The 21,363-nt window shown below is 41.4% G+C and carries 26 protein-coding genes; all 26 read left to right on the top strand.

What is annotated here, in order from left to right; all coding sequences use genetic code 11:
• Positions 1–59: 59 nt before the first annotated feature.
• Complete coding sequence (locus D3H55_RS06130) at positions 60–497, top strand: helix-turn-helix domain-containing protein (protein WP_119546037.1); 438 nt, start codon at positions 60–62, stop codon at positions 495–497.
• Positions 487–1,731, top strand: coding sequence for a site-specific DNA-methyltransferase (locus D3H55_RS06125; RefSeq protein WP_119546036.1), 1,245 nt, complete (start codon positions 487–489; stop codon positions 1,729–1,731). Before D3H55_RS06130 ends, D3H55_RS06125 begins: the two co-directional genes overlap by 11 nt.
• A 71-nt stretch (positions 1,732–1,802) precedes the next feature.
• Complete coding sequence (locus tag D3H55_RS06120) at positions 1,803–2,000, top strand: hypothetical protein (RefSeq protein ID WP_119546035.1); 198 nt, start codon at positions 1,803–1,805, stop codon at positions 1,998–2,000.
• A 6-nt stretch (positions 2,001–2,006) separates the two neighbouring features.
• Positions 2,007–2,321 (top strand): DUF6329 domain-containing protein, encoded by a 315-nt coding sequence (locus D3H55_RS06115; protein WP_119546034.1) that lies wholly within the window; start codon positions 2,007–2,009, stop codon positions 2,319–2,321.
• 125 nt (positions 2,322–2,446) lie between these two features.
• On the top strand, positions 2,447–3,199 hold the full coding sequence (locus D3H55_RS06110; RefSeq protein WP_119546033.1) for a virulence-related protein: 753 nt from the start codon (positions 2,447–2,449) through the stop codon (positions 3,197–3,199).
• Positions 3,192–3,431: a hypothetical protein gene (locus tag D3H55_RS06105; RefSeq protein WP_079525447.1), complete on the top strand. Its 240-nt coding sequence runs from the start codon at positions 3,192–3,194 to the stop codon at positions 3,429–3,431. The genes D3H55_RS06110 and D3H55_RS06105 overlap by 8 nt, the downstream gene beginning before the upstream one ends.
• 267 nt (positions 3,432–3,698) lie before the next feature.
• The gene (locus D3H55_RS06095; RefSeq protein ID WP_119546032.1) at positions 3,699–3,914 is read left to right on the top strand and encodes a hypothetical protein; all 216 of its coding nucleotides are present in this window, start codon (positions 3,699–3,701) and stop codon (positions 3,912–3,914) included.
• Positions 3,915–3,987: 73 nt separating this feature from the next.
• Positions 3,988–4,470 (top strand): phage terminase small subunit P27 family, encoded by a 483-nt coding sequence (locus D3H55_RS06090; RefSeq protein WP_079525454.1) that lies wholly within the window; start codon positions 3,988–3,990, stop codon positions 4,468–4,470.
• Entirely contained in the window at positions 4,463–6,007 is a 1,545-nt protein-coding gene (locus D3H55_RS06085) for a terminase large subunit (RefSeq protein ID WP_119546031.1), read from the top strand. The genes D3H55_RS06090 and D3H55_RS06085 overlap by 8 nt, the downstream gene beginning before the upstream one ends.
• 33 nt (positions 6,008–6,040) lie before the next feature.
• Positions 6,041–7,258: a phage portal protein gene (locus D3H55_RS06080; RefSeq protein WP_119546167.1), complete on the top strand. Its 1,218-nt coding sequence runs from the start codon at positions 6,041–6,043 to the stop codon at positions 7,256–7,258.
• A 3-nt stretch (positions 7,259–7,261) separates the two neighbouring features.
• A complete protein-coding gene (locus tag D3H55_RS06075; RefSeq protein ID WP_119546030.1) occupies positions 7,262–7,942 on the top strand; it encodes a head maturation protease, ClpP-related in 681 nt (226 codons plus the stop codon).
• A 13-nt stretch (positions 7,943–7,955) separates the two neighbouring features.
• Positions 7,956–9,149: a phage major capsid protein gene (locus tag D3H55_RS06070; RefSeq protein WP_119546029.1), complete on the top strand. Its 1,194-nt coding sequence runs from the start codon at positions 7,956–7,958 to the stop codon at positions 9,147–9,149.
• A 10-nt stretch (positions 9,150–9,159) separates the two neighbouring features.
• Positions 9,160–9,381: a head fiber protein gene (locus D3H55_RS06065; RefSeq protein WP_119546028.1), complete on the top strand. Its 222-nt coding sequence runs from the start codon at positions 9,160–9,162 to the stop codon at positions 9,379–9,381.
• A gap of 18 nt (positions 9,382–9,399) precedes the next feature.
• On the top strand, positions 9,400–9,711 hold the full coding sequence (locus D3H55_RS06060; RefSeq protein ID WP_119546027.1) for a head-tail connector protein: 312 nt from the start codon (positions 9,400–9,402) through the stop codon (positions 9,709–9,711).
• A complete protein-coding gene (locus D3H55_RS06055) occupies positions 9,708–10,043 on the top strand; it encodes a head-tail adaptor protein (protein WP_119546026.1) in 336 nt (111 codons plus the stop codon). The genes D3H55_RS06060 and D3H55_RS06055 overlap by 4 nt, the downstream gene beginning before the upstream one ends.
• Before the next feature lie 4 nt (positions 10,044–10,047).
• On the top strand, positions 10,048–10,482 hold the full coding sequence (locus D3H55_RS06050) for an HK97 gp10 family phage protein (protein WP_119546025.1): 435 nt from the start codon (positions 10,048–10,050) through the stop codon (positions 10,480–10,482).
• Positions 10,479–10,823, top strand: coding sequence for a hypothetical protein (locus D3H55_RS06045; protein WP_119546024.1), 345 nt, complete (start codon positions 10,479–10,481; stop codon positions 10,821–10,823). The genes D3H55_RS06050 and D3H55_RS06045 overlap by 4 nt, the downstream gene beginning before the upstream one ends.
• Positions 10,824–11,705, top strand: coding sequence for a major tail protein (locus D3H55_RS06040; protein ID WP_119546023.1), 882 nt, complete (start codon positions 10,824–10,826; stop codon positions 11,703–11,705).
• A 19-nt stretch (positions 11,706–11,724) separates the two neighbouring features.
• On the top strand, positions 11,725–12,147 hold the full coding sequence (locus tag D3H55_RS06035) for a hypothetical protein (RefSeq protein ID WP_240628503.1): 423 nt from the start codon (positions 11,725–11,727) through the stop codon (positions 12,145–12,147).
• Positions 12,148–12,389: 242 nt separating this feature from the next.
• Positions 12,390–14,990 (top strand): phage tail tape measure protein, encoded by a 2,601-nt coding sequence (locus D3H55_RS06030; protein WP_119546022.1) that lies wholly within the window; start codon positions 12,390–12,392, stop codon positions 14,988–14,990.
• A 15-nt stretch (positions 14,991–15,005) separates the two neighbouring features.
• Entirely contained in the window at positions 15,006–16,163 is a 1,158-nt protein-coding gene (locus D3H55_RS06025; RefSeq protein ID WP_119546021.1) for a prophage endopeptidase tail family protein, read from the top strand.
• Positions 16,160–17,218, top strand: coding sequence for a hypothetical protein (locus D3H55_RS06020; RefSeq protein WP_119546020.1), 1,059 nt, complete (start codon positions 16,160–16,162; stop codon positions 17,216–17,218). Before D3H55_RS06025 ends, D3H55_RS06020 begins: the two co-directional genes overlap by 4 nt.
• An 88-nt stretch (positions 17,219–17,306) precedes the next feature.
• Entirely contained in the window at positions 17,307–17,741 is a 435-nt protein-coding gene (locus D3H55_RS06015) for a phage holin family protein (protein WP_119546019.1), read from the top strand.
• A 4-nt stretch (positions 17,742–17,745) separates the two neighbouring features.
• A complete protein-coding gene (locus D3H55_RS06010; RefSeq protein WP_240628499.1) occupies positions 17,746–18,708 on the top strand; it encodes an N-acetylmuramoyl-L-alanine amidase in 963 nt (320 codons plus the stop codon).
• Positions 18,709–18,936: 228 nt separating this feature from the next.
• Positions 18,937–20,538, top strand: a complete 1,602-nt coding sequence (locus tag D3H55_RS06005; protein WP_119546017.1) for a recombinase family protein — start codon at positions 18,937–18,939, stop codon at positions 20,536–20,538.
• A gap of 6 nt (positions 20,539–20,544) precedes the next feature.
• A partial coding sequence (locus D3H55_RS06000) for a recombinase family protein (RefSeq protein ID WP_136035648.1) occupies positions 20,545–21,363 on the top strand: 819 nt, incomplete at its 3' end.

Here is a 21,363-nt window from a genome sequence, read left to right as displayed (position 1 = left end):
ATTAATGCGTTTTTTTATTGCCCTTTTAAATACTGTTTACGCAGAAAGGAGTAGAAGTAATGACCGAAGCCGAGAGGCAACAAATCTATAACTTGCGGCTTAAAGGAGTTGGATATAAAGCGATCGCTGCGGTATTGGGGAAATCCCGTGATACTGTACGTATCTTTTGTAAACAAAATGGTCTAGATGGGGATGCAAAAGTTGTAGCTTTAAATGTGAAAGAACAAATGAAGAACCATGTACTCTGTTCCTCCTGCGGTAAACTCCTTAAGCAAAAGGGACGAGGGAGGATTCGTAAGTTTTGTTCTGATGAATGTCGCAGAAATTGGTGGAATGAAAATCCCCAGGCACGAAAGAAAAGGGAAACTGCCGTTTATAACTATACGTGTCCACAATGCGGGGAAAGTTTTAGTTGTTATGGGAACAAGAAGCGGAAGTTCTGTAGCCATGATTGCTATATCAAATTTAGATTTTGGAGTGAAGAAGATGGAAATTAAAAAGCTGCCGATTGATGATTTAATTCCTGCTAGTTATAACCCAAGAAAAAAGCTTAAGCCGGGAGACAGTGAATTTGAAAAGATTAAAAATAGTATTGAGCAATTTGGTTATGTAGAACCTGTCATTGTTAACCAGGATATGACGGTGATCGGTGGGCACCAAAGAATCACAGTTTTAAAGACGTTAGGTTTTACGGAAATCGATTGTGTGGTCACCGATATTGATAAGACAAAAGAAAAAGCGCTGAATATTGCTTTAAATAAAATCAGCGGTGAATGGAACAAAGAATTGTTAGCAGACCTTATTCAAGATTTGCAGTCCTTGGATTACGACGTTTCATTCACAGGTTTTGACCCACCAGAAATCGACCAGCTTTTTAATGAGGTACATGATAAAGATATTACGGAAGACGATTTTGATGTTGAAAAGGAATTAGCTGAACCAGCTATTACCCAAAAAGGTGACGTGTGGTTACTTGGTAGGCATCGTTTAGTTTGTGGGGACAGTACAGATGCAGAGGTTTATCAAGTTCTCATGAATGGCCAGAAAGCAAATCTTGTTGTAACGGACCCGCCGTACAACGTCAATTACTCTTCACAAGCAGGCAGTATCCAGAACGATAACATGAAAGATGATGAGTTTTATAATTTCCTACTCAAAGCCTATAAGAATATGGCTACCAGTATGGAAAAGGATGCATCCATCTATGTGTTCCATGCGGATACAGAAGGTTACAACTTTAGAAAGGCTTTCAAAGATGCAGGCTTTTACTTATCGGGTGTTTGCATCTGGGCCAAGCAAAGCCTGGTTCTTGGAAGAAGTCCATACCAATGGAAACATGAACCGATTTTATTTGGCTGGTTAAAGGATGGTAAGCATAACTGGTATGCTGATCGAAAGCAGAGCACCATTTGGAATTTTGATAGACCATCGAAGAATGTTCTTCATCCAACGATGAAGCCGGTTAACTTGTGTGCCTACCCGATTCAAAACAGTAGCATGAGCAATTGCATCGTCCTGGATCCTTTTGGCGGGAGTGGTTCTACTCTCATGGCTTGTGAACAAACCAACCGAATCTGCTATACGATTGAACTGGATGAAAAGTATGCAGATGCAATTGTCAAAAGGTATATCGAGCATGCGGGAACGGATGCGAATGTTTATCTGGAAAGAGACGGAGAGAAGCTATCGTATTCAGATGTTCCTAAACCTGTATTAGATGAAATATTATAGATGAACAAAGTTGCTATACCTCAAGGTGTATGGCAATATGCTACTACCTTGAAGAGATTGGAGGCAGAGTGATGGAAGAAAACCATAAACCATCAGTCAAACTTATTGGCGAAGATGGTAATATCTTTTCTATCCTTGGACGAGTCAGCAGAGCATTAAAAGAAGATGGGAAAGAAGAACAAGTCAAAGAAGTAAGTGAGCGAGTGATGGCGTCCAGTTCCTATGGTGAAGCCCTCCAAATCATCATGGAATACGTTGAGGTGGAGTGATGAGGAATGAAAGCATTGTTTGGAAGAAAAGTTAGTAATCTAGCGGAGCTGAAGGAAATAACGGAAGAAGCTATGAAGCGAGGGCAGCGAGGGCAAAGCTACATCGTAACAAAAGAAATAGAGTTAGAAGACAGCGATTTTCACAACTTTGCTAATGACTTCTTTAATGACCAGCCTTGGGTCAATGAGGAAGACGGTGGAGTGAATGAGAACCGAGAGGCCCGCTGCATTAGAGTGATCAATAAAGATACAGGTGAAAAAGTTTTAGTGAACTGCGAAGGCTATAGTTATCCAAGATATACAGCAATTGAAAATGACTAGAGTGGGGCCTTAACGGGCCTTTTTCTATTGGTCTATAAATATACGCATTTTGATCAGGAATGACTTGCTATTACTTGTGTTTAGAGTGATATATGTACTACACCAAAACACAGGAGGTAGTGAAAATGGATCGAAAAGAAATGGTCAAAAAACTAGGACAATTTTTAGGAGTGAAACCCAAGTATCTAAACGTTCCAACCTTTGCCTACGAAATTATAACCGAGGATGAAACCTACACTATAGATAGGCAGGGCACGATTACAAACTCAGCCGGAGAAGTGAAAACCTTTGAAGAGATAACTAATCCGCCAGAGCTTGAAGAAGAAACAGGTGAGGAACAGCCAGTGGTTCTTGATTTGGATGGGATTGAGGTAACGCTCCCGCTTGAGGGCCACACCGGAAACACATTAAGAAATCTAGTAAACATGCTTTATAGCAAACAGCACCTAATCTTGAAAGCATTTGAAACAACCCAGCAGCTGATGGATGAAACCTTCCCAGAGGATTTGAGTGAAAAAGAAATGAGTACATTTGAGGAGTTTAAGAAGGCACTTGATGAACTTGGAGTTGAGAGGGTCCCAGGCGTAGCTTTTGATTTTGAAAAAGAAACATTCACTATCAAACTAGCAGCGCAAAACTTGGATTCAGAGAAAATTGCAGCCTTTCAAGACCTCACCGCATTCATCAACAAAAATGCCAAGAAGCAAAAACGAGCGACTTTCAAACGAGCTCAGGATGACAATCCGAAATATGCCTTTAGGACTTGGCTGATAAGACTCGGAATGAATGGCCCCGAGTACAAAACAACTAGAAAGGTGCTACTACAAAACCTTGAAGGAAGCGGAGCCTTTAGAAAGGTGAGTGAACCGAATGAATGAGCAAATCTACCAAGCAATGATTCAGGGACTTAAGGCAACCATCATTGAAAAAGAGGTCGTCCTTGGCGAAGCGGATGCTAAAGAAGGAGTCCTTACCATTCTCGACTTGCTAGAGGATCTGGACCAGTTTTGGAACAGTGAAGAGGATTTGGATCCAAACGCTAGGGCTCTTGAAATATTCATTCAGGAAACTAGAAAGAAGTACAGTTCTGAGGTGAAGCAAGATGGATAAATTTTTCTCACAAACACATTGTGATCGCTGTGGCGGCAGCTTAAAAAGTGGACGGATTATGTCCATGTACAATACCGATTGCATTTGCTTAAACTGCAAAGATAAGGAATCCAGGCGGACTGATTATGGTAAGGCGGTCGAAGCCGAACATAATGAGATTAAGAAGGGCAACTACAATTATAAGGGCATTAAAGGCGAGAATTAACTTGATAATCCCTGTGTTTAGAGTGATGTATAGACATACAAAAACACAGGGAGGTTGTTTGAATGACCAGAGATATGGTTCAGATGTTGCAAGGGAACGTTGATGCAGTGAAAGGGATGGAACTTTTACTTCAGCAAAAGCGGGATTTAAAAGCAGCGGGATATCAAGAAAATGAAATGTATCTTTTGCCGGGAATGCTAGTCCTACAACTTGAAGATGGAGAAGTACGCTGGATGGCTTTTGAAGGAGAATTCAAGGTGGAAGTATGGAAGAAATAAGGGGATGTATCAATCGGAGTCTATCAGGAGGTAGGCTCTTTTCTTATGACAAATTTGAAAGGAGGTGGCGCCTGTGGCTCAACGTGGAAGGAAACCAAAGCCTACTGCACTGAAAGCATTAGAAGGCAACCCAGGGAAGCGTGACCTGAATCAGAAAGAACCGAAACCTGAAAAGAAAGCACCAAGATGCCCATCTTGGCTGGAACCAGAAGCCAAGAAAGAGTGGCGAAGAATGGTCAAACAACTAGAGCAATTAGGGATCCTGACTGAAGTGGATATGGCTGCCTTTGCGGGATATTGTCAAGCTTATGCAAGGTGGAAAGAGGCAGAAGAGTTTATCACCAAGCATGGAACCATTGTCAAAACCCCTTCAGGATATTGGCAACAGGTGCCGCAGGTTTCCATTGCCCAGAGCTATTTAAAAATCATGAATAGGTTCTGTGAGCAGTTTGGATTAACTCCTTCATCACGTACTAGAATTGTGGCGGATAAACCAAGCGATGCAGAAGACCCAATGGAATTTATGCTCTTTCAAGGTGGTGGTAAGGGTGTATGACGAGGAAAAGGCAAAGCATGCCGTTAACTTTATCAACTGCTTAAAACATACGAAAGGTCAGTGGCGTGGGGTTCCTTTTGACCTTCTACCTTGGCAGGACAAAATTATCAGGGACGTATTTGGTACGGTCAAAGAAAATGGCTATCGGCAATATAATACAGCTTATATTGAGATTCCAAAGAAAAATGGAAAGAGTGAAATTGCCGCTGCCGTAGCTTTATTGATGACTTGTGCTGACAATGAGTGGGGAGCAGAAGTTTATGGTTGTGCTTCTGACAGGCAACAGGCCTCGATTGTTTTTGACGTTGCAGTAGAAATGGTGGACCAGTCGCCAGCTCTTAGGAAAAGATTCAAGCCTGTTATGTCAATGAAACGGCTAGTTTATAAACCTACCAATAGTTTTTATCAGGTTTTATCGGCAGAAGCCTATACCAAACATGGTCTTAATGTTCACTCGGTTGTCTTTGATGAATTACATGCTCAGCCAAACCGAGAGTTGTTTGATGTTATGACAAAAGGTTCTGGGGATGCTCGACTTCAGCCGTTGTTCTTTTTAATCACTACTGCAGGTACTGATCGAAATTCTATTTGTTATGAAGTCCATCAAAAAGCGGTAGACATCATTGAGGGAAGAAAGATTGATCCTACTTTTTATCCAGTTATTTACGGTATCAAAGACAACGATGATTGGACTAATGAAAAGAACTGGTATAAGGCCAATCCATCATTGGACCATACCATTGATATAGAGAAAGTAAGAAATGCGTTTATTAGTGCAAAGGAAAATCCAGCGGAAGAAAACATATTCAGACAGCTGAGACTGAATCAATGGGTGAAACAATCGACCCGTTGGATGCAAATGGAGAAATGGGATGCTTGTGATGATCCTGTTGATTTCGACAGCCTTCTTGGAAGAGAGTGTTTTGCTGGGCTGGATCTTTCGAGCACAACCGATATTACCGCATTTGTATTGGTTTTTCCACCAAGGACAGATGATGAGAAATTCATTGTCCTTCCTTACTTCTGGATACCAGATGAAAACTTGAAAGTAAGGGTAAGGCGTGACCATGTCCCTTATGACATTTGGGAACAGCAAGGATATATCAAAACGACAGAAGGAAATGTTGTTCATTACGGATTCATTGAGGCTTTCATTGAAGAACTAGGAATGAAGTACAACATTAAAGAAATTGCCTTTGATAGATGGGGCGCTGTGCAGATGGTTCAGAATCTTGAAGGCATGGGCTTTACTGTTGTTCCGTTTGGACAAGGGTATAAAGATATGTCACCAGCATCAAAAGAATTGATGAAGATAACCCTTGAGAAAAGAATCGTTCACGGTGGAAATCCAGTTTTAAGATGGATGATGGATAACATCTTTGTCAAAACCGACCCCGCAGGAAACATAAAGCCTGATAAAGAGAAAAGTACAGAACGTATTGATGGTGCTGTTGCATTGATTATGGCACTGGATCGGGCAATTCGGAATGAAAATAGAGAAAGTGTTTATGATGGTCGAGGGATATTAATCTTATAAAATGCTACCATTCGAGGAGGTTTGTGAATGAAAATACCACTTATATCAAGGCTTTTTCAATCAAGAGATGGTCCAAAAAACACTTTTCTAGGGAGTACTTACAGCTTCTTCTTTGGTGGTACAACAAGTGGGAAAACAGTCAATGAAAGAACAGCGATGCAGACCACTGCGGTTTATGCTTGTGTGAGGATTCTAGCAGAAACCATCGCTAGTCTCCCACTTCATCTATACAGATACACTGACAATGGGAAGGAAAAAGCAGTAGAGAACAGTTTATATTACAAGCTCCATGACGAGCCGAATGCCGAGATGACTTCGTTCGTGTTTAGAGAAACACTGATGAGTCATCTTTTATTATGGGGAAATGCCTATGCACAGATCATTCGAGATGGCAGGGGCAATGTACTTTCCCTTTATCCTTTACTTCCAGACAGGATGGTAGTGGACAGAACTTCTACCGGGGAACTTTTCTATGAATATCGGAAAGACACGGGTTCGGTCATCCTTCGAAGGGAAGAAGTGCTTCATATTCCTGGCCTTGGGTTTGACGGGCTTGTTGGATATTCACCGATTGCTATGGCTAAAAATGCGATTGGAATGGCCCTAGCAACAGAAGAGTATGGAGCAAAGTTCTTCGCAAATGGAGCAAACCCCGGTGGTGTTTTGGAGCATCCGGGAGTTGTTAAGGATCCTTCAAAAATCCGAGAAAGCTGGAATGCGGTTTACCAAGGAAGTAGCAATGCACATCGGATTGCAGTTCTTGAGGAAGGGATGAAATTTCAAAGCATCGGCATTCCACCAGAACAAGCACAATTCCTTGAAACGAGAAAATTTCAGACGGAAGAGATTTGTAGAATCTTTCGAGTACCACCTCACCTTGTAGCCAATTTGGATAAAGCGACTTTCAGTAATATTGAACACCAGTCTATTAGTTTCATAGATAACACGATCATGCCTTGGGTGACGAGAATCGAACAGTCCATGAAAAAGGCGTTACTAAGTGAAACGGATAAGAAAGAGTACTTTATCAAATTTAATCTAAATGGAAGGCTCCGAGGAGATGCGGGGTCAAGGGCTCAATTCTATCAAATCATGCGACAAAACGGAGTGATGTCGGCGAATGACATCCGAGAACTAGAAGAGATGAACTTAATCCCTGAAGAGCAGGGTGGATCGAAATATTTAGTGAACGGGAATTTTGTTGATATGTCAAAAGCCGGAGCATGGACAGAAAAATATGAGGAGGGATAAGCCATGAAGAAGTTTTGGAATTGGGTCAAGAATGAAGACGGCAGGACACTCCACCTGGATGGCGTCATTGCTGAAGAATCATGGTTTGGCGATGAAGTAACACCGAAACAGTTTAAATCAGAGCTAAACAATGATGGTGGGAATATCACCGTCTGGATTAACTCACCAGGTGGCGACGTTTTTGCAGCAAGTCAAATTTACAACATGCTCATGGATTACAAAGGGGATGTGACCGTGAAGATTGACGGAATTGCCGCTAGTGCTGCCTCTGTTATTGCAATGGCAGGTGGCGAAGTCCACATGTCTCCAGTTTCGATGATGATGATTCATAATCCGATGACCATCGCATTTGGAGATACAGCTGAAATGAAAAAAGCAATCCAGATGCTGAGTGAGGTAAAAGAGAGCATTATCAATGCTTACGAACTGAAGACAGGTCTTTCAAGGACCAAGCTCTCGCACATGATGGATGATGAAAGTTGGTTTAATTCCAAAAAGGCGGTGGAGCTTGGTTTTGCAGATGCGATTATGTTCCAAGAAGAAAGTAATCAAGACTCATCGGATGAAGGGGTTATTTATAACAAGATGGCGGTTGTGAATTCGTTTTTACACAAACTGCCACAGAAGAAAACAGGAACTGATATCACCGTATTAGACAAGAGGCTAGACCTCTTAAAATTTTAAGGAGGAGATTTGGATGAGTAAAGTATTAGAACTGCGTGAAAAGCGAGCAAAAGCATGGGAACAAACAAAGGCATTTCTTGATTCAAAACGTGGAGAAGATGGGATCCTTTCTGCCGAGGCTACTTCTACCTATGAAAAGATGGAGGCAGAAGTTGTCAATCTCGGGAAGGAAATTGACCGATTGGAAAGACAGCAAGCAATTGATTTAGAACTTTCCAAACCGATTAATCAGCCGATTACTTCAAAGCCAACGGGTGTTGAAGGGCAGAAAACAGGCCGAGCAACCAATGAATACAAGGAAGCGTTCTGGAAATCGATGAGAAATAAAAGTAATTATGAAGTACAGAATGCCTTAAAGATTGGAACCGACTCTGAGGGTGGTTATCTTGCTCCAGATGAGTTTGAAAGAACTCTCATTGAATCGTTGGAAGAGGAAAATATCTTCCGGTCATTAGCCAAGGTCATTACGACTTCCTCAGGAGATCGTAAAATCCCGGTGGTTGCTTCAAAAGGAACCGCTTCATGGGTAGATGAAGAAGGATTGATTCCTGAATCAGATGATAGCTTTGGACAAGTTTCAATTGGAGCTTATAAATTAGCCACCATGATTAAGGTGTCCGAGGAACTTTTAAATGATAGTGTGTTTAATCTTGAAGCTTATATTGCAAAAGAATTTGCGAGACGGATTGGTGCCAAAGAAGAAGAAGCTTTCTTTGTTGGAGATGGCACCGGAAAACCGACTGGCATTTTTAATGCCACTGGTGGAGCAGAACTTGGCGTGACTGGAACTTCAGCAACCGCTGTTTCAGTGGATGAGATTATGGACCTATTCTATTCCTTAAAATCACCTTATCGCAAAAAGGCCATTTTTGTTATGAATGATGCGACTGTTAAATTGATGCGAAAGTTGAAAGATGGGAATGGCCAGTACCTATGGCAGCCTTCGATCCAAGCGGGGCAACCTGATACAATCCTGAATCGTCCAGTTAAAACCTCTGCCTATGTACCAACGGTTGAAGCTGGGGCTAAGACGATTGCTTTTGGTGATTTCGGATACTATTGGGTTGCTGATCGCCAGGGCCGTTCTTTCCAGCGATTAAATGAACTGTATGCGGCAACAGGCCAAGTTGGTTTTAAGGCAACACAACGAGTGGATGGAAAGTTAATTCTTCCTGAAGCAATCAAAGTGCTTCAACAGAAAGCGTAGGTGATAGTGGATGAGTAATGTTAAGAACTATACCGAACAAGGCGGGGAAAAGACAATCATTGGCGGTTCACTAGATATTGTTGAGGGCGGTAAGTTGTTATTTAATGGCGCAGAGGCAAAGCCTGCCGTTAGCCAAGCGGATAGTACAGCCGCAGATGTTGCCAGCCTGGTTACCGATTTTAACGCTCTGTTAGCAAAACTGAAAACAGCTGGTCTGATGAATGCTGAATAATAAAGGGAGGAAGCAGTGATGAATGAGTTGTTATCAAAGGTAAAACAAAACCTTATTCTAAACCATGATGAGGACGATGTACTGCTTTCTGGATTCATCACTGCCGCTGTTTCCTATGCAGAAAGCTATCAAAAGAAACCCGAGGGCTTTTACAATGAAAATCCCATGCATCCAACTACTGAACAAGCTGTCATCATGCTATCGTCTCACTTTTATGAAAGTCGGGATGGTAGTACTGGTGGCTTTTTTGCTGACAATGTAGAAGCGAGTAAACAGGTCTGGAATGTGGTCAATATGCTGCTTCGTCTTAATAAGGACGTGATCATATGAGTTTGGGAAAAATGAATGTCACGATTGATATTTTTAAAGAAGAATCCAACAAAGATGCTGAGGGTTTTGTTACGAAAGATGAACAACTTTTAACTTCCATGAGGGCCTATAAAGAAAGTCGTCATGGGAGTGAAGCTTGGAAAAATCGGGCTAGTTTCTCTGAGGCTAGCTCCCTTTTTCGTTTTAGAAAACCTAGGGGATTCGAGCTAACCACAGGTTTATTCATTGGCTGTAAGGATGAAATATACAACATTTTGAGTGTTGAGGATATTAAAGAGCGAGGCATGTATGTAGTAGTGTTAGCTGAAAAAATAACAGGATCAAAGGGGTGAGGTTATGGCAAGAGCAGCAGTAAAAATGCCGGATGACTTTCTAGAAAGAATCGCTAAATTAAACAGTCACTTTGATGACATTGTTCCGAGAGTATTAGAAAAGGGAGCGGAACCAGTTATTCAGAAAGCAAAAAGTAATCTAGCTGCCAGAATTGGGCAGGGAACAAAAGAACCTTCTCAATCTTCTGGTGAATTATTAGCATCACTTGAAACGACAAAGGCTGTCCAAGATGCAAAAGGTGACTGGAACTTGAGGGTAGGCGTTCCTACAACTAAGGACAGTAAAGGGGTTTCAAATGCTTTGAAGGCAGCTGTATTGGAGTATGGGAAATCTGGCCAACCTCCTAGACCTTGGTTAAAACCTACAAAGTCCGCTACCAGAAAAGCCTGTGCGGATGCGATGGAGAGAGCATTGGATAAGGAGATTGAAAAACTATGAGTCTATTAAAGGACTTGCATAGCCTACTTGAACCTATCGGCATTCCCATTGAAACAGGTATATTCTCAGGGAAACCACCTAATGAATATATCGTCATTACACCGATGTCAGATAGGTTGGACTTCTTTGCTGATAATCAAGCCCATTCTGTTATAGAGGAAGCACGGCTATCGCTATTTACGAAAAAGAATTACCAGCCAATTAAAAATCAGCTTACAAAGATCCTGCTAAAAGCGGATATAACCATTACGGACCGGCAATATATCGGGTTTGAGGATGATACGAAATACCATCATTACGCCATTGATGTTATGAAAGAATATGAAATGGAGGAAAGTTAAATGGCAACCATCGGATTGGACCGTTTATTCTATGCCAAAATTAATGAAGATGAAAATGGCATAGAAACATATGAAAGTCCCAAAATACTAGCAAAAGCCATGACCGCAGAACTCAGTGTTGAGCTCATTGAAGCCATCCTTTATGCGGATGATGGAGCATCAGAAATTGTAAAGGAATTTAACAGTGGAACATTAACCCTTGGAATTGATGATATCGGCTCCATTGCAGCACAAGATTTAACGGGAAGTAAAATTGATAGCAACAATGTAGTAGTTTCAAGAAGTGAAGATGGTGGGAACCCTGTGGCAGTTGGGTTTCGTGCCAAGAAAGCAAATGGAAAGTATCGATACTTTTGGCTTTATCGGGTTATTTTTAGTATTCCTACAACGAACCTTACGACAAAAGGTGAATCGATTACGTTTAGCAGTCCCACCATAGAAGGAACGGTGTTTAGGCGAAATAAGCTAGATGGTGAGAATAAACATCCATGGAAGGCAGAAGTCACAGAAGGAGATAATGGTGTAGCCCAAGAGACCATTACGAATTGGTTTAGTTCTGTATATGAGCCTGACTTTTCACCAGTAACCCCAACGATTACGGTGACCACACAGCCCGCTGATTTAACAGAAGTAGTGGAAGGTAGCATTTCTGGTAGTTTATCAGTGGTTGCGAGCACGAATACAAGCTACCCAGTCACTTATCAGTGGTATGAAAATACAATCGACAGCACGACAGGTGGTACGGTCATTAATGGTGAAACTTCTGCCAGCTTTGACATCCCAACGGATTTACTTGCAGGATCTTATTATTACTACTGTGTATTAAGCTCTGTTGGTGCTAGTGATGTTAAAACGAATGTGGCTACAGTAACCGTATCGTAAAGGAGGATGAGGTACATTGGTGAATGAAAAAGTGGAGACATCGACTGTAGATGTTGATTTTGCAGCTGAGGAAAGAAGTGCTGTGATTGAAATTGGAGATGTGGAGTATAAATTGATTTTGACCACCAAGGCGACAAAGGAAATTGCAAAGCGTTATGGTGGCCTTGAGAACCTTGGTGCTAAGTTAATGAACACAAAGGACTTTGAACTGGCGCTGGATGAGATTGTTTGGCTGATTACCTTGTTGGCAAATCAGTCGATCTTAATTCACAATTTGAAAAATAAACAGGATAAGAAAGAGCTATTGGCAGAGGATGAAGTTGAATTATTGACAACTCCCTTTGAACTGGCAGAGTACAAAAATGCCATCATGGCCAGCATGCTGAAAGGCACAAAACGACATATACAGAGTGAACCAGCAAAAAACGTGGAAGTCGGGTAAGCGATGAGGAGTTGTTTATCCGACTTATTTATTATGGCACCGCTCAGTTAAATCGTAGTGAGGAAGTAGTATGGTTGATGCCGATGGGGTATTTAATGGATTTATGGGAATGTCATAAGCAGTTTACCGGAATTGCCAAGCCGTTGATGGAAGTATCAATTGATGATGTGATTCCTGTAGGGATTTAATGCGCTCAAAAATGGGTGTATTTTTTTATGCACAAATAGAGGGGAGGTGGAGTCGTGGCTGATAACTTTGGACTTCGAATCGGTGTGGAAGGCGAAAAGGATTTCAAAAATGCCTTGAGAGATATTAATCGAAATTTCAAGGTGTTAGGCAGTGAAATGAAACTCGTTACTGCCCAATTTGATCGACAGGATCAATCGATTGAAGCCCTAACAGCAAGAAATGGAGTGCTCACCAAGTCGGTAGATGCTCAAAAGGATAAAATCAGTACATTAGAAGCTGCCCTTAGAAATGCTGCTGAATCATTTGGAGAAACCGACAGACGAACGCAAAATTGGCAAATTCAGTTGAATAACGCCAAGTCTGAACTGATGAAGATGGAGCGGGAACTTGATAATAACAATCAAGCCATTCAAGATTTGAATGAAGGATTCAATGATGCTGAGGGAGAAGTCGAGGAGTTTGCTGATGAAGTACAGAATGCAGCGGATCAGACTGAAGATGCCTCTGGTCGCTTTGAAAAATTGGGTGGTGTCTTAAAAGGAATCGGAGCAACCATCGGTGCAGCAGTAGCCGCCATTGGAACCGCTGCAGTGGCTACAGGGGCCAGCCTGATTAAACTTGGCGATGAATACAATATGGCTGTCAATCAGATTTCTGCCTCCACTGGTGCAACAGGTGCTGAACTCGAGGAACTAGGTGAGGTTGCTCAAAATGTGTACAAGCATAATTTTGGCGACAGCTTAGAAGATGTAGCAACAGGAATTTCAGAAGTGCAAAAAATGACTGGACTCATGGGCGAAGAACTAGAAAAAGCCACTGAGTCCGGTTTTGCTTTAAGGGACACTTTTGGAATGGATATGCAGGAGTCTACAAGAGCAGCAAGTGCCCTTATGAAAAACTTCGGTATTTCCGCAGATGAAGCTTATAACATCATTGCAACTGGTGCACAAAATGGAGCAGACCAGAATGGAGATTTATTAGATACACTTAATGAATACTCTGTTCAATATGCTTCCCTTGGCCTCAGTGCAGATGAGTTTATCGCTAGTTTAATAGCAGGTGCAGAAAGCGGAGCATTTAGTATTGATAAGGTTGGGGATGCCGTTAAGGAATTCAACATTCGAGCAAAAGACGGCAGCAATACAAGCATAGAAGCTTTCACCGCTTTGGGTCTTAATGCAGAAGAAATGATGAATAAGTTTGCCCAAGGTGGCGAAACAGCCAATGAAGCTTTTTTCAGTGTTATTCAAAAGTTGCAGGAGGTAGAGGATCCGCTTCTTAAAAATACGATAGGTGTACAGTTATTTGGTACACAGTTTGAGGATTTGGAAGCTAGTGTATTACCGGTTCTTGCTGGAATAAAAGATAGTACCGTTGCAAGCGGGGATGCTTTATCTCAAATAACGGAAGTAAAATACGATAACCTGACTGATGGGATTGAAGGGGTTAAACGTTCGTTGCAAGGTGTGTTCTTGCCTGCAGTAAGTGAAGTGTCTGGTGGTATCACAGACTTATTTTCCGGTTTATCGAATGGGATTAATGAAGCGGACGGGGATTTTGAAAAAATTGCAGAAGTGATCGGCGAGACTGTTGCTGGTATCACAGAACTAATTACAGAGCAGTTGCCTCAATTCGTTACGTTAGGGCTTCAAATCATTATGTCACTTGTTGGTGCGATCGTAGAAAACCTCCCAATGATTATTGATTCTGCTATGCAAATTGTGACGACTCTACTTCAGGGGCTTATTGAGGCTCTACCTCAAATCACAGAAGGAGCACTCTACCTGGTTCTTAGTTTGGTAGGCGGAATCATTGCCAATCTTCCCGCCTTAGTCGAAGCGGCTTTAACAATGATTGTGACACTAGCGACTGGTATTGGTGAAGCTTTACCTAACCTTATTCCATCCATTGTATCAGCGATTCTATTAATTGTTGAGACGATCATAAACAATCTCGACATGGTTTTGGAGGCAGCTTTTAAAATTATTGAAGGTTTGGCTGTAGGAATTATCAATGCTTTACCTCGATTAATCGAAGCACTGCCCGCAATTATTACATCCATCATTAATTTTATAACTGGAAATCTACCAAAAATAATCGAGATGGGAATTACCTTAATCATTCAATTGGCAGCGGGGCTAATCAGAGCGATTCCTCAACTTGTAGGCCAGTTACCACAGATTGTTTCTGCAATCATAGTTGGAATTGGCAAAGCGGCACTCTCCATTGGAGAAATTGGGGTGAATATCGTTCGTGGGCTTTGGAACGGGATTTCTTCCATGATTGGATGGATCAAAAGTAAGGTTAGTAATTTTGTAGGTGGAATTGTTAGCAGTGTAAAAGGGGTTCTCGGAATCCGCTCTCCTTCGAAAGTGTTTGCCGGTATCGGGGAGAACATGGGTGAAGGGATTGGTGTAGGATTCTCTGATGCCATGGGCAATGTTGAAAAGGAAATGGAAGGCGCTATTCCTACCGATTTTGATTTAAATATGGATAGCGTAGTCACTGGAGTTGAAGGTGGAAAGAGCGGTGCATCTTTTGATGTCACGATTCCGCTAACGATTGACGGGAATGTATTAACTAGGGTCATAGCCCAGCTTCAGTGGAACCAAAATACAGTGACCGTTAGAAACCTAGGAGTTGCTGGTTCATAAAAGGAGGGCAGATTGGTGATTGAAATCTTTGCAGGAAGTACATTAATACAGACTATCCGAAAAGTGATGTCATCGAATGTAAGGGAAACACTAGAAGGAGAATTCACGCTGTCGTTTACCGTTCTAGCCAAGTCTGCCCTTGCTTTAAAAACGAAACAGCTGGCCAAGTTAAATGATCAGTATTTTGAGATCGTGCAGATTACGAAGTCATTACAAGGTAGTTTGCCAGTCTGTTCTGTGACTTGTGAGCATGTATCTTACATTTTAAATGATGAGATTTTTAATATAGATGCTTTTGATTTTACGGGGGATCCTGCAGTTGGATTGAATCAGCTATTATCAGGGACTCCTTTTTCAGCAGGAACGATTGATTTTACCGAAAGCTGTACCATGAAAATCAATCAGGAAGTAACCAGAAGGGCATCTCTCATGCAGTACATTGCCATCTTGGGTGGCGAAATTGAATACAATGGCTATTTAATTAATATTCGACAGCATCGAGGAAGTAGCGAGTATCAGGAAGTGATGGGTTCGAAAAACGTCACCGATGTATCTGTTTCCCATGACTCAAGGGAAAATGCCTCTTCGTACAATATCTCTTTCTTTAAACTATTGAATTTAGCAGTGGGAGATAATGTGCATATTGTGTTCAAACCACTCGGTATTGATGTGAAAACAAGGATTATATCTTTGGAGTACAATCCATTTTATCGCTATGACATTCGAGTGGAAGTAGGAAGGTATAAACCAAGTATTTCGGATACCTTCTACCGCATTGAAAACTCAATGAATAAGGTGGAAAGCTCGCTAAATGATGTGGGTAGTTCTGTGAATGGACTGCAGTACCAAATGGATCAGCTTGGCGTTTCTTATACAATAGTAAAGAATTTGACGATTGATGAAACCATGATTCATGTAACCTATGAAGTTGAAAAAGGGGATACCCATCAATATTTTGCTGATTATAGTTATACATCTGATAGTAATGGTCGAATTACAAGCATTACTTTGCAAGATATTTTTTCAGAGTTGTTGTTAAAAGAAGTATCGACTTTGACAGTGGATGCTGCGAGGTTTGACATCGTCTATGCTGATGGAGAGACGGCAAGTTACAACTATTCAACAGATAGCAGCGGCAGAATTACGGGAATTGAAAAGGTGGTGGAAGGATGAGTTATCACAGGAATTTTAACAATACATTAGCGATTTGGGCCGCTTTTGGTGGCAGAGGTGAACTCATTCTTCCCATCCCCACTTTAAGCTGGCAAAGAAAATATTATAATGATTTTGGATACACTCAGTATGGAAGTGAAAGGCAAATTAATGTGTACGATAATGGAAATGCACAAGTTGCAGTGTATTATGCCAAAACACCGTATATGTCTTATTTCAATAAAAGTACTGGGGAATGGACAGTAGTCGATGTTCCTTGGTGGAGCTACGGCCAACCGGAAATTTTGTATGCTGGTGATGGGGTGTTTTTAGCAAAAATTGTAGGGCTAGCTAATATCATTGCTTCTTTTGATGGCATCACTTGGCATAACGCTGGGTACTGCCAAGGGGCACAAAACTCCATGACCACAGGGGCCTATGATTCTAGTATTGGTTCTGGAGTCGTTAGCTGGTGGTACTATAAGTCGCCGGTGTATTACAGTTTTGATTCGTTAACAGAAAGAACGGCTTGGACATTGGTAGGAGCAGATGGTTCATCGGTTCCTATTTTTAGTTACATGACCACTCATAAAGGAAGATTCGTTGGAGTTGTAGGTGGAGATCGTTCTATTGCGGCAGCAAGCACCTCAAGCCCTGGTTCTTGGTCCACAACGATTCCAGAGGATTTAAATACATATTATATGTATGTCCGTTCGGTTCACGACAAACTCTTTGTAATGAAATATCGCTATGTTAGTGGAATCTTTCATGTGAACCTGTGTGTGATGAATGACAGTGCGACCAAGCTTACAGAAACCAATTTATCTCATGTCGGAGATCTCGCCAATAATAACATCCCAAATCCAGAAAATATCATCTGGATGGAAGATTGGGGAAAATATGCTTTATTTAATGAGAGTATGCTGTATGTCTCAGCTGATGGCCTAACTTGGGAAGGAGTCGAACAGCCGGGATTCACAACAACTAATTCAGATACATTTGGCGGGGCTATCTATGTACCGGGTGACGGTTTTTATGTGAAAGCTAGTGGTTATGTGTATTATGCACCCTATTAAATAATGAAAATACAGGCGCTTTGTGGCTATCTTGTCACAGGCGTCTTTTTATATAGATTAAAACAGGTTGGAGAGCGAGGGGAGAAACATGGCAATAAAAGAGTTTTGGATAGTTGTACAAACAGTAATTGCTGCATTGGGCGGTTGGTTGGGCTGGTTCCTTGGGGGACTTGATGGATTTTTATATGCTCTCATTATTTTTGTCATTGTGGATTACATTACCGGCATTATGGTGGCGATCATCAATAAAGAGCTTTCAAGTGAAATTGGTGCACGAGGGATTTTCAAGAAGATCCTTATTTTTATACTTGTCGGGATTGCTCATATCATTGACAGCCGACTGATTGGTGAGGGAAGTGTCATCCGCACAGCCGTCATCTTTTTTTATCTTTCCAATGAAGGAATTAGCATTATAGAAAATTCCACAAGAATTGGACTTCCGGTACCACAAAAACTGAAAGATGTTTTAGCTCAGTTGCATGGAAAATCGAAGGGAGAAGATGAGAATGGAACTAAACGTTAAGTATATGACCAGAAATGATTGTTTTACTGCTGGAAGGAAGATTAATCCTAAAGGGATTATGGTCCATTCCACTGCAACACCGGGTGTCATGGCTGCCGATTGGTTTAGTCGTTGGAATAAATCCTACAAAGCGGGTGAAACCAATCGACAGGTTGCTGTTCATGCTTTTGTTGATGATAAAGGGGTGTGGCAGTACTTACCTTGGAATCACCGTGGTTGGCATGCTGGTGGAGCGGCTAATAACACCCATATTGGATTTGAGATTTGTGAGCCGGGTGGTTTTTCTTATGGGAAAGGATCTACGATGGTTGGCTATAACGTTTCAAAGAATGAAGCTTACTTTAGAAAGGCTTGGCAGAATGCAGTGGAACTTTGTGTGATGTTGTGCCGAAAATATGATTTAACAGAAGAGGATATCATTTGCCACTCTGAAGGAGCCAACAAAAGAATTGCAAGTAGTCATGCAGATGTGATGCATTGGTTTCCGAAGCATGGTGAAAGTATGAATTCCTTTAGAGCTGCAGTTAGAGCAGCATTAAATAAAGAAAATAGTCATGCAGCAGGAGCGCCGGGTATTCAGGTAGGCGATGTGGTTGCTATAAAAGATTCTGCTCTTAGGTATTATCCTGGTGGGGCTGCGATTCCAGAATGGGTAAAGACAGGCTCTCATCATAAAGTTACACAGATTGTATCCAGTGGAAAGGCAGTCGTAAAAGGCGGAAGACAATGTGTGTTGCTTGGCAAAAAAGTAGATAAGAAGACAGGAAAAGAATCGGCAGGGATTATGAGCTGGATCGAGACAGGTTCCTTGATTGTATTGAAATCTTCTAGTCCAACCAAAAAGCCTCCTGATGGAAAGGCTTTATATCGAGTGCAAGTTGGCGCATTTTCAAATAAGAAAAATGCTGAAGTATTACTAGGAAAAATAAAGAAAGCTGGGTTTGATGGCTTTATTAAGAAGGGTTAAAGCGGGATTACAAGGGCTGATAATTCTCAGGATATCAGCTCTTTTTTCTGCTTTTTATCCATTTAATTACTTGCTATTAGGATGGAATTAAGTGATATATACAATAACCAAAAAAGCTGATGAACCTTGATGCAAAGCGGATTCAGCAGTTTCTTTTTGGGGAGCCAGGTTGAATAGAAGAAGCCAGGTGTTAAGAAATAGGGCTAAAATTTGAAAGGAGGCAAAAACATGGCAGAAGCATTGTTTGGTTCATTTGGGCAAAGTGCAGGTGGCCTTTCATTAATGGATCCACCAGCAGAACAACCTAAGAAATTAAGAGTGGCTGCATATGTACGAGTCAGCAGCCTCTTAGATGAACAAGAAGGATCTTTTGATAACCAAAAGACACATTACACTCAATTAATTCGCTCCACACCGGGTTGGAAGATGGTTGACATTTATACAGACCAAGGAAGGTCTGGGACTTCGATGGCGAAGCGACCAGGCTTTAATCGAATGATTCGACACGCTTATGAAAAGAAAATTGATATTATCCTTTGCAAGTCAGTGTCCAGATTTGCGAGAAATGTACTTGACGCCATTAACACGATTCGAGAACTGACTGAGTTGGGTGTTCGGATTATTTTTGACAAAGAAAATATTGATACAGGCGATATGGCAAGTGAGTTTATTCTCACCATGTTATCTGCGACAGCCCAGGAAGAAAGTCGAAGTATTTCAGAGAATATCAACTGGGCATTAGAAAAGCGGTATGAAAGAGGTGAACCAGTCTTTGTTAGAAAGCTGGGCTACCAAAAGAACGAAAAGAAAGAATGGATCATCATAGAAGAAGAAGCGCACATTGTTCGAGAAGCATTTGAAGAAGCATTGGATGGAAAGACACCTGCTCAAATTGCTAAGCAATTCATAAAAAAGAAATATAAGAAAATTAACGGACGAACAGACTGGTCTTCCGCCACAGTTCGATTGATATTACTCAATCGGGACTACACCGGAGATGTCATTTGCCAGAAATACTATACAGAAAATTACCTTTCGCATAAGAGAGTGGCCAATAATGGAGAACGAAATCAGTATTTTATCGAGAACCACCATGAACCGATTGTGAACCGAGAAACATTTGAAGCAGTCCAGCGAGAACTAGAGAGGCGTAAAAAGCCAAATAAAAATAAAAAGGTAAATCGCTACCCGCTTTCCAGCCGGATTCAATGTGGGAAATGCGGAGGAAATTTACATCGATTCATTTGCAAAGGGGTTGTTAGATGGCGCTGTGAGAATAACGTAAGAAGCAAAGAGCTCTGTACCATGGGAAGCATTAAGGAAGAGGTGATTAGGGAAGCCATGCAAGATGCTTTTCTCGAACGATACCGGATGGCACGGTTAATTTACGACATGGACAGAATGAAAAAGGATCTTACAAGAGCTGTTGCTGCAAGGGACTTTTCTTACAACAGACTTCGCTTGGATTTAGAACAAATTTTATTAGAAGAGAATATTGCACTTATTAATGCCAATGGGTCTGAAGCGGATAGTACAGATGAGAAACTTGAGGAGCTGGCATCGAAAAGAGCATCTGTTGAAAAAGAACTAAAGATAAGAGAGGATTGGTGGGAGCTTCTGGATCAAGATTTTGCTTTTAGAGAAGAAGCCAATACAAAGCTCAAGGAACTAGATGCAGTAAGGGATCCATCTAAACAATTACAAAAAGAACTTCAAAATATTTCATTCTTACGGGCATGGGTAGTACGTGTAAAAGCGATAACACCAATGTCCTTTTGTATGCATTGGATTGACGATAAGGAAACGATAGTTGATTTAAGAAAGGAGTAGGAAAAAATGAGTAGCCATCAAAGTTCATCAAGGGTTCGGATAATTCCTGCAAAAGCTAGAACGGGCCGAACGGAAGCAAATCCTGGTGGACAAAAGAAACGGATTGCAGTGTATGCCCGAGTATCCACTGACTCAGAAATGCAGGCAAGCAGTTATGACCTCCAAGTGGCACATTACAAAGATTATGTAAGTAAAAACCCTGCTTGGACTCTGGTTGATGTGTATGCAGATGAAGGGATATCAGGAACCTCAACAAAGAACCGTACAGAATTTAATAGAATGATTCAAGACTGTGAAGGAGGGCGGATTGACTATATTTTGACCAAGTCAATCAGTCGCTTCGCACGTAACACTCTTGATTGCATATCCCGAATAAGGATGCTCAAGAATCTACGACCTGCCGTGGGCGTTTTCTTCGAAAAGGAAAACATTGACACATTAGATTCAAAGTCAGAGCTTTTCCTAACGATTTTATCTTCCATGGCTCAGGAAGAAAGCCGTAGCGTAAGTGAAAACACGAAATGGGGAGTGCAGAAGAGATTCCAACAAGGAATAGTCCATATGCCGACCACGTTTTTCCTGGGTTACGACACAACTGAAGATGGAGAAATAGTGATTAACGAAGAACAAGCAACGGTGGTAAGGCGTATTTTTCGAGAATTCTTAGAAGGTAAAGGGTGTCCAAGAATTGCAAAAGGCTTAACAAGAGACGGATTAAAGACAGGAAAAGGGAATAAAACGTGGACGTCAGATGCAGTTTATAAAATTTTGAAACAAGAGAAGTACCAAGGCCACTGTTTAGCACAGAAAACCGTTACGATCGAT

This window comes from Bacillus salacetis (assembly GCF_003581585.1).
GTDB classification, from domain to species: Bacteria; Bacillota; Bacilli; order Bacillales; family Bacillaceae_B; genus Rossellomorea; species Rossellomorea salacetis.
The sequence above is the reverse complement of the archived record's forward strand: the minus strand, read 5'-3'. Positions and strand labels throughout refer to the sequence as shown.

Excerpts from the sequence above, each read along its gene's own strand:
- D3H55_RS06070 (WP_119546029.1), top strand. The coding sequence starts at position 7,956 with ATGAGTAAAGTATTAGAACTGCGTGAAAAGCGAGCAAAAGCATGGGAA.
- D3H55_RS06095 (WP_119546032.1), top strand. The coding sequence starts at position 3,699 with ATGACCAGAGATATGGTTCAGATGTTGCAAGGGAACGTTGATGCAGTG.
- D3H55_RS06065 (WP_119546028.1), top strand. The coding sequence starts at position 9,160 with ATGAGTAATGTTAAGAACTATACCGAACAAGGCGGGGAAAAGACAATC.
- D3H55_RS06125 (WP_119546036.1), top strand. The coding sequence starts at position 487 with ATGGAAATTAAAAAGCTGCCGATTGATGATTTAATTCCTGCTAGTTAT.
- D3H55_RS06045 (WP_119546024.1), top strand. The coding sequence starts at position 10,479 with ATGAGTCTATTAAAGGACTTGCATAGCCTACTTGAACCTATCGGCATT.
- D3H55_RS06020 (WP_119546020.1), top strand. The coding sequence starts at position 16,160 with ATGAGTTATCACAGGAATTTTAACAATACATTAGCGATTTGGGCCGCT.
- D3H55_RS06015 (WP_119546019.1), top strand. The coding sequence starts at position 17,307 with ATGGCAATAAAAGAGTTTTGGATAGTTGTACAAACAGTAATTGCTGCA.
- D3H55_RS06010 (WP_240628499.1), top strand. The coding sequence starts at position 17,746 with ATGACCAGAAATGATTGTTTTACTGCTGGAAGGAAGATTAATCCTAAA.
- D3H55_RS06115 (WP_119546034.1), top strand. The coding sequence starts at position 2,007 with ATGAAAGCATTGTTTGGAAGAAAAGTTAGTAATCTAGCGGAGCTGAAG.
- D3H55_RS06105 (WP_079525447.1), top strand. The coding sequence starts at position 3,192 with ATGAATGAGCAAATCTACCAAGCAATGATTCAGGGACTTAAGGCAACC.
- D3H55_RS06110 (WP_119546033.1), top strand. The coding sequence starts at position 2,447 with ATGGATCGAAAAGAAATGGTCAAAAAACTAGGACAATTTTTAGGAGTG.
- D3H55_RS06130 (WP_119546037.1), top strand. The coding sequence starts at position 60 with ATGACCGAAGCCGAGAGGCAACAAATCTATAACTTGCGGCTTAAAGGA.
- D3H55_RS06075 (WP_119546030.1), top strand. The coding sequence starts at position 7,262 with ATGAAGAAGTTTTGGAATTGGGTCAAGAATGAAGACGGCAGGACACTC.
- D3H55_RS06060 (WP_119546027.1), top strand. The coding sequence starts at position 9,400 with ATGAATGAGTTGTTATCAAAGGTAAAACAAAACCTTATTCTAAACCAT.
- D3H55_RS06005 (WP_119546017.1), top strand. The coding sequence starts at position 18,937 with ATGGCAGAAGCATTGTTTGGTTCATTTGGGCAAAGTGCAGGTGGCCTT.
- D3H55_RS06055 (WP_119546026.1), top strand. The coding sequence starts at position 9,708 with ATGAGTTTGGGAAAAATGAATGTCACGATTGATATTTTTAAAGAAGAA.
- D3H55_RS06050 (WP_119546025.1), top strand. The coding sequence starts at position 10,048 with ATGGCAAGAGCAGCAGTAAAAATGCCGGATGACTTTCTAGAAAGAATC.
- D3H55_RS06120 (WP_119546035.1), top strand. The coding sequence starts at position 1,803 with ATGGAAGAAAACCATAAACCATCAGTCAAACTTATTGGCGAAGATGGT.
- D3H55_RS06040 (WP_119546023.1), top strand. The coding sequence starts at position 10,824 with ATGGCAACCATCGGATTGGACCGTTTATTCTATGCCAAAATTAATGAA.